This window comes from Sphingobium limneticum, assembly GCF_008710165.1.
GTDB lineage: Bacteria > Pseudomonadota > Alphaproteobacteria > Sphingomonadales > Sphingomonadaceae > Sphingobium > Sphingobium limneticum.
Map to the genome: position 1 here is coordinate 59,182 of NZ_VYQA01000001.1, position 14,825 is coordinate 74,006.

At 62.3% G+C, this 14,825-nt stretch carries 10 protein-coding genes; 7 read left to right on the forward strand and 3 right to left on the reverse strand.

Going from position 1 to position 14,825, the window contains the following annotated elements; all coding sequences use genetic code 11:
* Positions 1 to 225: 225 nt before the first annotated feature.
* On the reverse strand, positions 226 to 906 hold the full coding sequence (locus F4U95_RS00215; RefSeq protein ID WP_120253018.1) for a CDP-alcohol phosphatidyltransferase family protein: 681 nt from the start codon (positions 904 to 906) through the stop codon (positions 226 to 228).
* A gap of 129 nt (positions 907 to 1,035) precedes the next feature.
* On the opposite strand from F4U95_RS00215, the gene F4U95_RS00220 reads away from it, so the two are divergent.
* A complete protein-coding gene (locus tag F4U95_RS00220) occupies positions 1,036 to 1,302 on the forward strand; it encodes a hypothetical protein (RefSeq protein ID WP_211364651.1) in 267 nt (88 codons plus the stop codon).
* A gap of 320 nt (positions 1,303 to 1,622) precedes the next feature.
* Here the strand turns inward: F4U95_RS00220 and F4U95_RS00225 are convergent, their stop codons facing one another.
* Positions 1,623 to 3,098, reverse strand: coding sequence for an MFS transporter (locus tag F4U95_RS00225; protein ID WP_120253550.1), 1,476 nt, complete (start codon positions 3,096 to 3,098; stop codon positions 1,623 to 1,625).
* Positions 3,099 to 3,289: 191 nt separating this feature from the next.
* Here F4U95_RS00225 and F4U95_RS00230 point away from each other — a divergent pair, with 191 nt between their 5' ends.
* On the forward strand, positions 3,290 to 4,099 hold the full coding sequence (locus F4U95_RS00230) for an IclR family transcriptional regulator (RefSeq protein WP_246171454.1): 810 nt from the start codon (positions 3,290 to 3,292) through the stop codon (positions 4,097 to 4,099).
* A gap of 200 nt (positions 4,100 to 4,299) precedes the next feature.
* Here the strand turns inward: F4U95_RS00230 and F4U95_RS00235 are convergent, their stop codons facing one another.
* Positions 4,300 to 7,248, reverse strand: coding sequence for a TonB-dependent receptor (locus F4U95_RS00235; protein ID WP_150411823.1), 2,949 nt, complete (start codon positions 7,246 to 7,248; stop codon positions 4,300 to 4,302).
* A 328-nt stretch (positions 7,249 to 7,576) separates the two neighbouring features.
* On the opposite strand from F4U95_RS00235, the gene F4U95_RS00240 reads away from it, so the two are divergent.
* From F4U95_RS00240 to bglB, 5 genes are all read left to right on the forward strand, one after another.
* On the forward strand, positions 7,577 to 8,773 hold the full coding sequence (locus F4U95_RS00240; protein WP_120253552.1) for a rhamnogalacturonan acetylesterase: 1,197 nt from the start codon (positions 7,577 to 7,579) through the stop codon (positions 8,771 to 8,773).
* A complete protein-coding gene (locus F4U95_RS00245) occupies positions 8,773 to 10,293 on the forward strand; it encodes a rhamnogalacturonidase (RefSeq protein WP_246171455.1) in 1,521 nt (506 codons plus the stop codon). Before F4U95_RS00240 ends, F4U95_RS00245 begins: the two co-directional genes overlap by 1 nt.
* Before the next feature lie 79 nt (positions 10,294 to 10,372).
* The gene (locus tag F4U95_RS00250; protein ID WP_120253020.1) at positions 10,373 to 10,687 is read left to right on the forward strand and encodes an L-rhamnose mutarotase; all 315 of its coding nucleotides are present in this window, start codon (positions 10,373 to 10,375) and stop codon (positions 10,685 to 10,687) included.
* Positions 10,688 to 10,691: 4 nt separating this feature from the next.
* Positions 10,692 to 13,685, forward strand: coding sequence for a glycoside hydrolase family 35 protein (locus F4U95_RS00255; RefSeq protein WP_120253021.1), 2,994 nt, complete (start codon positions 10,692 to 10,694; stop codon positions 13,683 to 13,685).
* Positions 13,686 to 14,801, forward strand: coding sequence for a beta-galactosidase BglB (gene bglB, locus F4U95_RS00260; protein ID WP_120253022.1), 1,116 nt, complete (start codon positions 13,686 to 13,688; stop codon positions 14,799 to 14,801).
* The last annotated feature ends 24 nt before the right edge of the window (positions 14,802 to 14,825 follow it).

Here is a 14,825-nt window from a genome sequence, read left to right on the forward strand (position 1 = left end):
GCGCTGCGAATCTGTTATGCTGCGCTGATAATAAGGGAGAGGAACCATGCTGCTACTGGCACGGTGTCTGGATTGGTTTTGCCAATTATTTGCGTCGGGCGCGCAGGACGAAGTGCGCCTTAACCAGTTGATCTCACGCTGCGGCGCGCGAGAGCATCGGCATCGCTGACGGCAGGCCGGCCGATCCCGCACGGATCGGCCCGACTCCGGCCAGAACGGCTTTGATCAGCGGCGTTCGGTCAATGCCAGACGCTTGGCCGTGGTCAGCGTCTGCTTGATGAACAGCAATACCAAGATCGCGCCGACGATACCCACGAACAGATCGAAACCCGACACGGCACCAAACAGGCCCGGTGCATAGCCCAGCATCATCATCGCGATGGTCAATCCGATCAGCAGCAGCCGTAATTCGGTGGGCCCGGCGGCCAGATAGGATAGTTTGAACTCGCCCAATACGCGCGCCGACAGATAGGCGTGAATGGACAGCAAGAGATAGCCGGCCAGCGCCACCAGCGCGACGTCCATGCGAATATAGGGGCTGGCGCCCATGCCAGCGAGGATCAGCAAGGTCGCAAGGCCATCGCAGCTATGGTCGATGAAATAGCCGTAGGACGGACGCTCGATCTTGCGATGACGCGCCAGGCTGCCGTCCATGGAATCGCCGAACCACTGGATTGCATAGCCGGCAATGGCCAGCCACAGCCAGTCGACACCCCAGTTGCTGGCGGCATAGCCGGCGAAGATGGCGAAGGCGCCGACCATGCCGAACCCGGTCAGCAGATCGGGCGTGACCCAGCGTGGCATGCGGGCGCACAGCCAGTTAAGCAGGTGACGTTCCCCTACGGCCAGCACATTTTGCTGGATACGGGCGATGGGCGGGGCCGTTGGGCCGGATGGCAATGACATGGGGCTTTATGACGGAAGCATGACATTAACACAATATTCGTTGCACCGCACCACGGATAGGCCATTGCCTCCCACTTTGCTTCGCGGGCAAAGGCGGCGTACGGGACGGGACGTCTCGCGGAGGATATGATGAGCAAGGACAGGCCCCAGGATCTGCGCGATATAGTAGAGCGCATGGAGCAGCGACCGTCCAACCCGGTGCGGCGCGCGCGGCTGATGGTCGAACAGGAAGTGCCGCCTGCCCGGCGCGGTCCAGGCTGGGACCGGCATTGGCGCGAACTGGAGGCTTATCTGGACGAAGGCGTCACATGGCGCATGCCCCAGGGGCTGGATGACAGCCCAGCAGAAGCGGACAAAAAAAGGGCCGATCCGAAGACCAGCCCTGAAAGTTTTTAGGAGAGGATGCCTGAAAGGCACATTTCTTGTGACCGACCTGTCATTTTTCCGCAAGTGCGAACGATATGCTCGCGGTTGCAAAAATTGCATGCGTAGCGCGATGCAACGCTTTCCGTAACGGAAGCCATGGTGGCGCGCGACGCTTCGGCTGGGTTTGGAAGCGGGTTGCGCTCTGCGACTCGGCCTGTCCTACACCGCCCCCGCTCGCTATAAGGACGGGCGTGAGGCCGGAACGCCTCACGCAACATGATGTCCTATTTGGGATCGGAAATATCAGGATAAGCGGGAAATGTGCGAAGTTAAGCGGACCTCATCCGATCTCATGCCTTGATCCGCAGGGTCGCCAATGCGGCCAGCAACAGCGTTACCGCAGCAAAGGCCATGGTCCAGATCGGATCGCCGGGGAAGAACGCCTTCATGATCGACCCCATGGCGGTGGCGACCAGCAGCTGCGGCACCACGACGAAGATGTTGAATACGCCCATATAGACGCCCAGCTTCGCCTGCGGCAGGCTGGAGGCCAGCATCGCATAGGGCATGGCGAGGATAGACGCCCAGGCGATGCCGATCCCTATTTCGCTCAGGAGCAGCAGGTCGGGATCGCGCAGGACAAGGAAACTGCCAAATCCAGCCGCGCCCGCGACCAGGCACAGCGCATGGGTCCGCGCCTTGCCGATCCGCGCCGCAATCCAGGGCAGCAGCGTGAGGGCCGCGACGGCGGCAACGCCATTATAGACGGAAAACAACACCCCCACCCAATTGCCGCCGGCCTGATAGGCGGCGCTGGCGGGGTCGGCCGATCCGAACATATATTGGGCGACCACCGGGGTGGTGTGAATCCACATGATGAATAGCGCCGACCAGCTGAAGAACTGGATCAGGGCCAGCCGGCGCATGATCGGCGGCATCCCGCCGATGTCGCCGACGATATGGGCCAGCATATTGCCACCCCGCCCGGCTCGCGCCAGCAGGATCGCGGTCAGGCTGGCCAGGCCATAGCCCGCGAGCAAGGCGCCCAGCAGATAGACCTCTTTTTCCATGCCCGCCAAATCGACCAGCAGCGCGACGATCAGGCCCGCACCGATCCAGACGAAGCACGGGGCGATGGCTCGTCTCGACAGATCGGGCGCTGCCGGGTGCGCTTCTTCCGCATCGGCAAAGGCGCGCATGTCGTCCGGTGAATATTCCCGCGTCGTAACCACCGTCCACAGCACCGCCGCGAACAACGCCGCGCCGCCCGCCCAAAAGCTGAAGCGCACCGTGTCCGGCACCTGCCCCGCTGGCGCGACATTGGCGACGCCCAGATGGTCGAGCAGCCAGGGGAAAAGCGATCCCACGACCGCGCCGGCTCCGATGAAAGCGGTCTGCACGGCGTAGCCTAACGTATGCTGGTCCTTGCGCAGCATGTCGCCGACAAAGGCGCGGAACGGCTCCATCGAGATATTGAGGCTGGCGTCCAGCAGCCAGAGCAGCAGCGCCGCCATCAGTAGCCCGTCGCTCTGCGGCATGCCCAGCAACGCCAGCGCTGAAAGGATGGCGCCCAGCAGAAAATAGGGACGCCGGCGGCCGAGACGGCCGAGCCAGGTACGATCGGACAGATGGCCGATGATCGGCTGCACCAGCAGGCCGGTCAGCGGCGCCGCGATCCACAGGACCGACAGATTGTCGATGCTGGAGCCGAGCGACTGGAAAACGCGGCTCATATTGGCATTTTGCAGCGCAAAGCCGATCTGGATGCCGAAAAAGCCGAAACTGATATTCCACAATCCGGCAAAGCCTTGTTTCGGCTTGTCCATGCCCATCCGTCCCCTCCTGCCGCGCACCGAACGGGCGTTCCGTCAGATACATCGAACCCGCATCGCTGCCATGACCCGCCCCGCCGGACAAGTGCGCATACGAATACGCCAGCATCGTCTCTGCAACAAAGAAGCTGACAAAAGGTCCAATTTAACTGATATGCTTTCCTCTATATGGAACGTCCCGCTATATGGGGCGGCAGAATAGGCAGAAGATCATGCAGGACGGCGACGACAAGAAGGACGGGGCCGAAACGGTCAAGGGTACGCAGACATTGATGCGCGCGCTCGACATCATGGACGAGGTGATCGACGGGCCGATCCGTGCGGCCGACCTCGCTCGCAAGCTGGGCATGAGCAAGACCACCGCGCACCGGCTGGTGCAGGCGTTGAAGTCGCGAAACTATCTGTCGGTGACGCGCGACGGCTTTGCGCTTGGCCCCAAATTATTGCAGCTGGGCGTGCTGGCGACCGAGCAGATCGACTATGTGCGGGTCGCCCGCCCTTTCATGGAGTTGCTGTCGGAACGCACCGGCTTCTGTGTGTTCGTGGGCAAGCGTGAAGGCGACTGGTCCCGCCATTTGGAGCGGGTGACGGGGACGCAACGCTTGCGTGTCGCCACCGCGCCGGGCGATCGCAGGCCAGTCGCCGAAACGGGCCTGGGCAAGGCGCTGCTGCTGGATGAGGTGGAGGCGACGTGGGAGCGCCTCTATGTCGAGGCGAAGGACGGCAAGGTGACGCCGGCGCAAATCCAGGCCTATGTCGCGGAAATGCGGGGGCACAAGGCGCGGGGCGAAGTGCTGCATGACAGCGAACTGGGCGATGGGGTGCGGTCGATCGCCGTGCCGATCCGCGATGCCAAGGGGCAGATCTGCATCGCCATCTCGATCGCCAGCGCGGCCCATTATCTGACCGACGACTTGCGCCCCGGCCTGGCGGAGCAGGTAATGCGATCGGCCGAGCTGATCAGCGGCGCCGTGGGCTATAGTGGGCCGCGTTGAATAGGAAGTCCGGCGCTTAACTTCGCACATTTCCCGCCAATTCGGACATTTTCGAACGCCAGTGGGAAATTATAGTGCGAGCAGATGCGGTATGACGCCATTCTATCAGGAACCCGTCCGATAGGACAGGCAGACACAATAAGGGCGCGGCTACCATGGTGGCCGCGCCCTTGAGTTTGGGGGAGAAAGGTGAATTCAGATCACATCCGGTAGGTGACGCCGAAGGTGAAAGTCCGGCCGATCCGTGTTTCGAACAAAGTGTCCTGACGCGTGCTGTCGATATAGAGACGGTTCTGCTCGTCGGTCAGGTTGGTCGCTTCCAGAATGACCTTGAGGCGATCGGTCACATTATAGCTGGCCGACGCGTCCATGTAGAAGGTCTTGGCATTGCCCTGGAGATCGCTGCCGGGTGAAGCCGGAATGCCGCGGATGAACTGATCGCGGAAATTGCCGGTCGTCCGGATGCTGAACTTGTCATCCTCATAATAGAGCGTGGCCGACGCGGTGTTGGGCGACAGGCCGACGAGGTCCGCCGTGGTGGTCACGGTGGGTACGCCACCTGCGCTGGCGAGGATGTAGTTAATCTTCGAGGTAACATGGGTGTAGTTCGCCAGCAGGCCGAAATTGCTCAAGAAGCCATCGAAGAAGGTGAAGGGAATCTGGGCATTGATTTCGATGCCCTTGAGCTTACCGCCCGGCGTGTTGAACGGCTGCGAAATGGTGAACGGATCGGTGGCAACCGCTGTGCCGCCGATCAGGAGCGCATCTGGCAGACCCAGTTCGTTGAAGTTGATCTGGCTGTTCACATTCTGGATATAGCTTTTGATATCCTTGTAAAAGAAAGCCGCGGACAGCAGAGAGCCAGGCCGGAAATACCATTCGATCGCAGCATCGAACGTATTGGCACGGATGGGGCTCAGCAGAGGGTTGCTGATGCTACCAACGCGGGTGGTGGGGTTGATCGTCACCGTGGGCGTCAACACACCGAGTTCAGGCCGGGACAACACCTTCGCACCGGAGAAACGGACCAACAGGTTATCGATCGGTTCGATCACGATATTGGCCGACGGCAACCAGTCGTCATAGCTGTTGCGGACCGCCTTATACTGACCGGCAAGGCCGGTAGGGGAAGAGGCGCTGGCAATGTTGATATAGCCCGATCCTACCATGTCAGTCTTGACGTAGCGGACACCCGCGTCGCCACGAATGGAAAAGCCCAACGCCTCCTCCAGATCGAAGTTCGCCATCAGATAGCCGCTGGAGACTTCCTCGACGACGCGGCTGCGGCCTGCACCACATTCCACGCCGCAATAGCGCACGTCATCGAAACCGAAGGTGCTGGCCCATTTGTCGGGATCAATCGCGGCCCAACTGGACGGCGCGCCATTGCCCCACAGCTTGTCGACGCCGTTGATGGTGGTGGTGATGGCCGCCAGCGTAGTGCCGGCCGGCAATGCACGGACCACCGTGTCGGCATTATAGGGACGCAGGAAGGTGGAGAGGAAGTTGCTGCGCCGATATTGTGCGCCCGCCCGGATGGAGAAGGCATCGCTGACCGTCCATTTCAGGTTGGTTTCCGCGGTCATGTTGTCGGTGGTGTTCTTGGACGGCTTGCCCTGGAAGCTGAAGCCACCCAGCACCGTGCCGTTCGACAAAGTCGGCGCGTAGTTGAAGCTGTTCGGATTGCTGACATCCACGCCGAAGCCCAATTTGGGCGTGCTGCCGCCATCGCGGAAGTCGATCGAGAAACCATTGGTGTCGATCGCATCCATGAAGGTCTGAAGCCGCTTCTTCCCGTCCCAGACGGACTGGTTGAAGCCAACGATACCGCTGACTTCCAGGCTGTCGTTCAACTGGCGCTTGAAATTGACGTTTGCCTGTTTGAAGGTCGAGACGAAATGATCGACGAGCCCTTCGGAGCGGACGTCTACGCCGTTGAACAGGCCATAGAGCAGCGAGCCATTGTCGTCGAATTCGATGTCCCGCACCGAGGTCATCGGCTGTCCGAGGTTGGAGGCGTTGCGGGCGAACGAGATAGCCGCGATGTAATTGTCGCGACGGGTGACTTCAAATCGCGAGTAGAGGAAATCGACCGAGATGTCGGTGGCATCGTCCGGCTGGAATTGCAGCGTCAACGAGCCGCCAATACGTTCCTGATTCTGTTGACTGTTCAGATAGCGGGGCAGGCGCGGCAGGAAGGCGCCGCTGCCCGGCGTTCCTGGCAAATCGTCGCGACGCAGATCTTGAATCGCCTGATAGGCGGCGGCGGTGCTGGTGCGGGGATTGTTCGTGCTGCAATTTGCCGCAGTCACGCCGCGCGCAGCAAGTTGTGTCGCATTTTGCCCGGCAGTATTGATCGGCGCGCCCAGCGGCGAGCAGAAACCGCCATTGGCATTGGCCGACAGGATGTCCACCGCCGAATAGCCGACTTCGCGAAGATGGCGTTTCTGATAGGCGACCGAGCCGAGAATGCCGAAGCCGCTGTCGCCGAACTTCTTGGAAATGAGCAGCGAGGCACGCGGATCGACTTTCTTCGACAGTTCATTGTAAACGCCGCGCGCAGTCGCCGCGAGGACGAAGTCTTCCTTCTGGTCCATCGGCTTGGGCGCGGAGAGATCCACCGTGGCGCCCAGCGAGCCTTCCTCGATATCGGCCGAGGTGGTTTTGCGCACCGACAGGGCAGAGAAGATTTCGGTCGGGAAAACGTTGAAGTCGAAGCTGCGGCCGTTGTTGCCTGCACCATAGATATCGGACGAGCCGGTCTGCGCCGTCCCTTCCATGCCGTTGATGCGGACGCGGGTGAAACCGGCGCCCAGACCACGGACCGAGATGTTGCGCCCTTCACCACCATCGCCACGGGCGAGCGCGATGCCGGGCACGCGCTGCATGGACTCGGCCAGGTTGGAATCGGGGAATTTGCCGATATCCTCCGCCACGATCGAATCGACGGCGGCCGCTTCGTTGCGCTTCATGCCCAGCGCGCTGTTGAGCGAGGCACGGAAGCCGGTGACGACGATGTCGGCAGTTGCCGGATCGGCGGCCTGATCGGCAACAGGCTGCTCCTGGGCCATGGCCGGCAGGGCGACCAGCAAGGTCGAGGCGATCGCGAGGGCCGAGCTGCGACGAGCGAACGCGGAACGTACAGGCATAAATATCCTCCCCAATGTCCTGACCGCCTCCTCCCCGGAGGTCGATCTTATGGTTCCACTATGTGAACTCGAGTGTCATCCTATATCCGTGGTCGGACAAAAGAAAGAAAAATCATCATGTGATTTTGCATTTCACAATGTGGATCATTTTATCGGCCGTTCCATCACCGGAGGCATTGACGCGTCGGCATGTCCCGATATATGGATCATCACACTATTTAACGGGATTAAAAGTTCAGCGCGCCTCTGCACGGGCCGTTGACCTGGAGGGGGCGCCGCTCCGCTGTGGCGCCCCCTTTCCTTTGTCCCCGATCGGATGGTTTATCGCATGTCCGCTATCCTTGCGCTGATGCTGACCGCCGCGCCGCTTCCGGCGGCGCAGCTGTTCGACCTGACTCCGGAGTCGCCCGATCGCCGCCGCGTCTATGAAACGGGCGGTCATGGCGTGGAGCCGAGCCGTGACGAACGGGGCTTCCTTTTTTCCACCGCGCTTCCTGAGGGCGATTATCGCGTCACGCTGACGCTGGGCGGACGACAGGCGGGTGACACCACGGTCAAGGCCGAAGCACGGCGCATGATGCTGAACCATGTCGTCACGCGTCCGGGCGAAACGGTTGAGCGCAGCTTTCTGGTCAATGTGCGCACCCCTGCCCTGACCCCGCCCCCGGCCAATGCGCCGGGTGGCAGGACAGTGCGGGTCGATGCGCGTGATATGCTGGAATATACGTGGGACGAGAAGCTGACCCTGGAATTTCTGGGCAAGCCCGTTGTCCAGTCGGTGCGGATCGAGCCGGCACATGCGCCTACCATCTTCCTGGCGGGCGATTCGACCGTGACCGACCAATATGCCGAACCGGCCGCCAGTTGGGGACAGATGCTGCCGGCGATGCTGGACGACGCGGTGATCGTCGCCAATCATGCCAAATCGGGTGCTACGCTCAAATCCTTCCTGACCGACCTGCGCTTCGACAAATTGCTGGCGGGGATGAAGGCGGGCGACTGGCTGTTCATCCAGTTCGGCCATAACGACCAGAAAGCCGAGTGGCCGCAGACCTATGCCGACGCGGCGACCACCTATCCCGCCTATCTGCGCGCCTATATTGCCGAGGCGCGGCGGCGCGGCGCGCTGCCTGTGTTGGTGACGTCGCCCGAACGGCGCAATTTCGACGAGGCCGCGCGGATCAAGGATACGCTGGGGGCCTATGCGGCGGCCGTGCGCAAGGTTGCGGCGGACGAGCAGGTACCGCTGATCGACCTGAACGCCGACAGCCGGGCGATCTATGAAGCGCTGGGGCCGGACGTGGCGCCGACCATCTTCAATGATGGTGGCAAGGACAAGACGCATCATGACAATGCAGGCGCCTGGTTGCTGGCGCGGGCAGTGGCGGAACGGATCAGGGCGCAGGTGCCGACCCTGGCCGGGCATGTCGTTGCATCGGCCTTCATACCGAGCCGGCCGCAGTTGGACGGGGTGTCGATCGTCCCCAGCCTGATCCGCAGCGACCAGCGGCCGGCGGGCAATTGATGCGGATGAGCCGCCGCGAACTGGCACTGGGCGCCGCCGCGCTGATTGTGCCGATCTTTCCGGCGCATGCGGCCCGGCGTTTCGACGTGCGCGATCATGGTGCGAAGGGCGATGGCATCGCGATCGACAGCGGGGCGATCAATGCCGCGATCGAGGCGGCGTCTCGCGCCGGGGGCGGCACCGTCATTCTGCCGCGTGGCCGCTATCTCTGCTTCTCGATCCGGTTGAAGAGTCGGGTGACCTTGCTGCTGGGCGAAGGGGCGGTGATCGAGGCCGCAGATCCGGCGCGCCATGGGGGACGCTACGACCTGCCCGAGGCCGGGATCGAGCAGCTTTACCAGGATTTCGGGCATAGCCATTGGCGCAACAGCCTGATCTGGGGCGACGATGTCGAGCAGGTGGCGATCATAGGGCCGGGATTGATCCACGGCTTGGGCCTAACCCGCGATGGGCCAGGCGCGCGGTGGAAGAAACAGGCGGGCGAGCGCCCGCTGTCGATGCAGGGCATGACCGCTGCCGAAATCGGCCATCTGGAACCGGATGCCGCCATGATGCAAGGACTGGGCAACAAGGCAATCGCCTTGAAAAATGGGCGCGACATCCATCTATCGGGCTTCACCATATTGAAGGGCGGGCATTTTGCGATACTGGCCACGGGCACGCGCGACCTGCGGATCGAGGGGCTGACCATCGATACCGAGCGGGACGGGATCGACCTGGACTGCGTGCGTAACGTGGTGGTGGAACGCTGCCGGGTCAATTCACCCAATGATGACGGGATCGTGGTGAAGAGCAGCTATGCGCTGGGACGCGCCATCGCCGCGGAGAATATCCTGATCCGCGATTGCGACGTATCGGGCTATGATATGGGATCGTTGGTGGATGGGACGAAAAGGACCACGCAGGAAATCGCGCCGGATCGCGATCGGGTGACGGGACGGATCAAGCTCGGCACCGAGAGCAATGGCGGATATCGCAACGTACGGATTGAGGATTGCCGCTTCACCCGGTGTCGGGGATTGGCGCTGGAGACGGTGGACGGTGGCGTCATGGAGCAGATCGTGGCGCAGCGGTTGACGATGCGCGACGTCACGACCGCCCCGTTGTTCCTGCGGCTGGGTGACCGGCGGAGAGGGCCTGAAGGGACGGGTGTCGGCGCGATCGAAGGCGTGACGATCCGCGATGTGGATGCACGCGGGATCGACCATCGCTTCCCGGCTGCAATCGCAGGACTGGCGGGTCATCCGATCCGCGACGTGACGCTGCGCGACGTGCACCTGTCCTATCGCGGTGGCGGAACGGTAGCGGACGCGGCACGCCGGCCTCAGGAACTGCCCGATGTCTATCCGGAACCGAGCATGTTCGGCGTGCTGCCCAGCTGGGCATTGTGGGCCCGGCATGTGGACGGGCTGGCTATCGACCGGCTGACCGTCGAGACGATGGCAGCTGATCAGCGGCCGCCCTTCGCGCTGGAGGATGTGCAGCGCTTTTCCGTGCGGAATACGCCGCTATGGCGTTGACGAACATATGGGACGATGCTACCAAATATAGGTAGAACGTTCCACAATATGGTTTGATAACGGGAGCGAGGGGAGAGCAATGACCATCCACGCCTTCAAGATGCAGCTGAAGCCCGGCGTGGTGGACGAGTATCGCAAGCGCCATGACGAAATCTGGCCAGAGCTGTCCAACTTGCTGTCGCAATCTGGCATCCACGACTATTCCATCTTCCTGGATGAAGAGACGCTGAGCCTTTTCGCAGTGCTGAAGCTGCGCGAGGATAACAGCCGCGACACGCTGCCCGATCATCCGATCATGCAGCGCTGGTGGGACCATATGGCCCCGCTGATGGAGGTGCAGCCCGGCAACCAGCCCAAGGAATGGCCGCTCCCCTTGCTGTTTCACATGGACTGAAGCCATGCGTTCGCTGATCGCCGCCTTGCTTCTGGGGTCTGCTCTTGCCACGCCTGCCGTTGCGCAGGAGGCGAAGCCCACCGCCAACCTGTCCGCCCCGGTCAAGACGTTCGGGCGTGTGTCCTATGACGCCCGTTCGCTGATGGTCGATGGCAAGAGGATGGTGATCTGGGGCGGCGAGTTCCACCCCTTTCGCCTGCCCTCCCCCGATCTGTGGCGCGACATCCTTCAGAAGATGAAGGCCAGTGGGTTCAATACGGTCGCGCTCTATTTCGACTGGGGCTATCACAGCCCGAAGCAGGGCGTATATGATTTCAGCGGTATCCGTGACATCGACCGGCTGCTGACCATGGCGGAGGAGGAAGGCCTCTACGTCATCACCCGCGCCGGTCCCTATGTGAACGCGGAATTGTCGCGAGGCGGCTTTCCGGGCTGGCTGGTCAACCAGCGCGCCCGCGCCCGCACCGACGACCCCGATTATCTGAAGGCCGCCGACGAGTGGCTGAGCCACATCAATCCGATCATCGCCAAGCACCAGATCAACGCCGACCCCAAGCGCCGCTATGGCGTCATCCTGCATCAGATCGAAAATGAGCTGGCGCTGACGACCCCGTCGCAGCGACGCTATATGGATCATCTCTATGCCAAGGCGCGGGCCGATGGCATCACCGTCCCGCTGTTCCACAATGATCAAGGGCGTAATGGCTATTGGACGCCCGAGAGCAGCAAGGTCGACAAGGTCGTCCATGGCCCGAACGACATGTACGCGTTCGACGGCTATCCCGGCGGCACCTGCACCGTGGAGGGCAAGCCGACCCGCGACGTCGCCGCGCCCGACTGGGGCTTTTATGGTCCGGGCGGGGCGAAGGGCGGCGCGTCCGCTTCGCCGGATACGCCGGGGTTTCTCGCGGAGTTCGGTGGCGGCTGGTTCGACTATTGGGGGTCGAATGGTGGCTATGACTGCAACGCCATCCAGCGCGGCAAGCGGTTCCAGCGGGTCTTTTATGGCACCAACCTGGCCAACGGGATCGGCATCCAGAGCTTCTACATGAGCTATGGCGGCACCAGCTGGGGCTGGTTGCCGGCGCCGGTCGTGTTCACCAGCTATGATTATGGGTCGGCCATTTCCGAACCGCGAGCGCTGCGCGACAAGGCCATGGAGATGAAGCAGCTGGGCGGGCTGATCGCGTCCGTCCCCGATCTGGCGGGCATGATCCCGGCGGGGCGGCCGGAGATTTCGTCACCCAATATCCAGATCTACCACAATAAAAGCCGGGAGACGGACGCGCGCTTCCTGATGGTGACGCACAAGCCTTCTAACAGGCAGACGAACGATAGTTTCAGCTTTACCGCCGACCTGCCCGACGGGCGCTATAGCGTGCCGATGCAGTTGAATGGCTTCGACGCTAAGTGGCTGGTCGCGGGGGTGACGCTGACCGGGCAGCGGCTGGTCTATTCGACGTCGGAGCTGCAATCGTCGCAGGATGGCGTGATGCTGCTCTATGGCCGCGCGGGCGAGCCGGGCGAGACGGTGCTGCGCTATGCCGCCGCCCCCACGGTGACGGTGGTGGAGGGACAGGTTTCGAGCGCATTTGACGCGGCGAAGGGCGACCTGAAACTCGGCTATACCCATCAAGGTCGCTCAGTGGTGCGGATCGAGGGTGGCGATCGCCCTCCGCTGACGCTGATCATCGCCGACGAGGCGGAAGGCGCCCATTATTGGCGGCAGGGCGATGCGCTGGTGCGCGGGCCGGCACTGGTGCGCTCGGCCGTGGCAAAGGGCGGCGTGCTTGCACTGACCGGCGATACGGATGGAGCCGATGGGCTGGAGGTGTGGGCACCCAAGGGCGTCCGCGCGGTTATCTGGAATGGCGCGAAGGTGGCGACCACGGTTGGCGCGGCAGGCAGCCTTGTCGCTGTGCAGCCGCTGAGCGGACCGGCCGATATCGTCCTGCCCGCGCTGACCGACTGGCGCATGGCCAAGGGATCGCCCGAAGCCGATCCGGCATTCGACGACAGTGCATGGCAGGCGATCGACCGGCGATCCTATGCACCGACCACGATCCGCCCGGACGGTCAGCCCAATATGAGCATGGACGCCTATGGCTTTCATGACGGCGATGTCTGGTATCGCGGGCGGTTTAGCGGGACGCCGGACACCAAGGCGCTCTCGCTCTTCTACGGGGCAGGTGGCGCGGGACTGGTGCAGGCCTGGATCGATGGACAGTTTATCGGCGAGGCCGAGCCGCCGACTGGACTCCCTCGACCGATCACCACCGGGACGGCGCGCTTTGCCCTGCCCGCCGGCGCGCAGAGCGGCGAGCATGTCCTGTCGGTGATGGTGCGCAACAACGGCCATAATTGGGATCTGGACAGCGACGATTTCCATAAGGAAGCGCGCGGCCTGATCTCCGCCTCGCTGGAGGGCGGCCCCAGCGGGCGCAGCTTCGCCGTGCCGATCGAGTGGAAGATCCAGGGCAAGCAGGGCGGCGAAGACCTGCCCGATCCGGTGCGCGGGCCGGCCAATAATGGCGGCCTCCATGGCGAACGCATGGGATGGCACCTGCCCGGTTTCGACGACAAGGGGTGGGGCAAGGTCAGCCTGCCCGCGACGCAGGTTCAGGCCGGGACCAGCTGGTATCGCACCGATTTCGCGCTGAACGTCCCCAAGGGACAGGATGCGACCATTGGCCTCAGCTTCGGCGATGCGTCCAAGCCGCGTTCGCCGGTGCGCTATCGCGTGCTGATCTTCGTCAATGGCTGGAACATGGGGCAGTTCATCGCTCATGTCGGGCCGCAACGCACTTTCCCTATCCCCGAGGGCATAATCAATCACCGGGGCAAGAACCATATCGCGCTGGCCGTCACGTCCGATGGCCAGCCGGGCGACGCGCTGGAAAGCGTACGCCTTATCACCCTTCATACCGTGAAAGGCGGTCTGCCAGTGCAGATGGTTGCCGCGCCAAACGCACCTTCAGACCTCAAGGAGACCAAGTAAGTGGCCGCTACCCATCATGACGTTCCACGCAGCGAGGTCGTCGAATCCATCGACCGGCTGATGGACAATCTCGTCAACATCAAGGACGAGACGGGCGAATTCCTGCTCCATCTGGATGATGGACGGATCATCGACACCAAGGGGTGGGCCGGCTGGGAATGGACCCATGGCGTCGGCCTGTTCGGCATGTGGCGCTATTTCGAGCAGACCGGCGATTACAAGGCGCTGGAGATCATCAAACAATGGTTCGAGGATCGCTTTGCCGAAGGTACGCCGACCAAGAATATCAACACGATGGCCCCGTTCATCACGCTGGCCTATCTGTACGAATATGAGCCGGACCCGCGCTACATCCCTTATCTGGACACCTGGGCCGAATGGCTGATGGCGCCCGACGGCCTGCCCAAGACCGAGGAAGGCGGGTTCCAGCATATCGTCTATAATGACGAAAATCCGGGCGAAATGTGGGACGACACGCTGATGATGTCGGTGCTGCCGCTGGCCAAGATCGGCCTGCTGCTGAACCGCCCCGCCTATATCGAAGAAGCAAAGCGCCAGTTCCTGGTCCATATCAAATATCTCTACGATACGAAGACGGGGCTGTGGTTCCATGGCTGGGATTTCAACGGTCGCCACAACTATGCCGAAGCGCTTTGGGCGCGCGGCAATTGCTGGGTGACGATCGCGATTCCCGAGATCATCGAGATACTGGATCTGCCGGAGGGCGATTTCTTCCGCACCTTCCTGATCGACACGCTGACGGCGCAGGTGAAGACGCTGGCCGAAACGCAGGATGCCGAGACGGGCCTTTGGCATACGCTGATCGTCGATCCGACCAGCTATCTGGAAGCGTCGGCCACGGCCGGTTTCGCTTACGGTATCCTGAAGGGCGTACGGAAAGGCTATCTGCCGCGTCATTATGAGGAGGTCGGGATCAAGGCGGTGCGCGGCGTTCTGGCCAATATCGATGCGGCCGGCGAGTTGCAGCAGGTCAGCTTCGGCACCGCGATGGGCAGTAGCCAGCAATTCTATAAGGATATCGCGCTCACCTCCATGCCCTATGGCCAGAGCCTGGCCATCTGCGCGCTGGGCGAGTTTTTGCGGACCTATATCTGAGGCAGGCGGCGACAAGGGGACGGC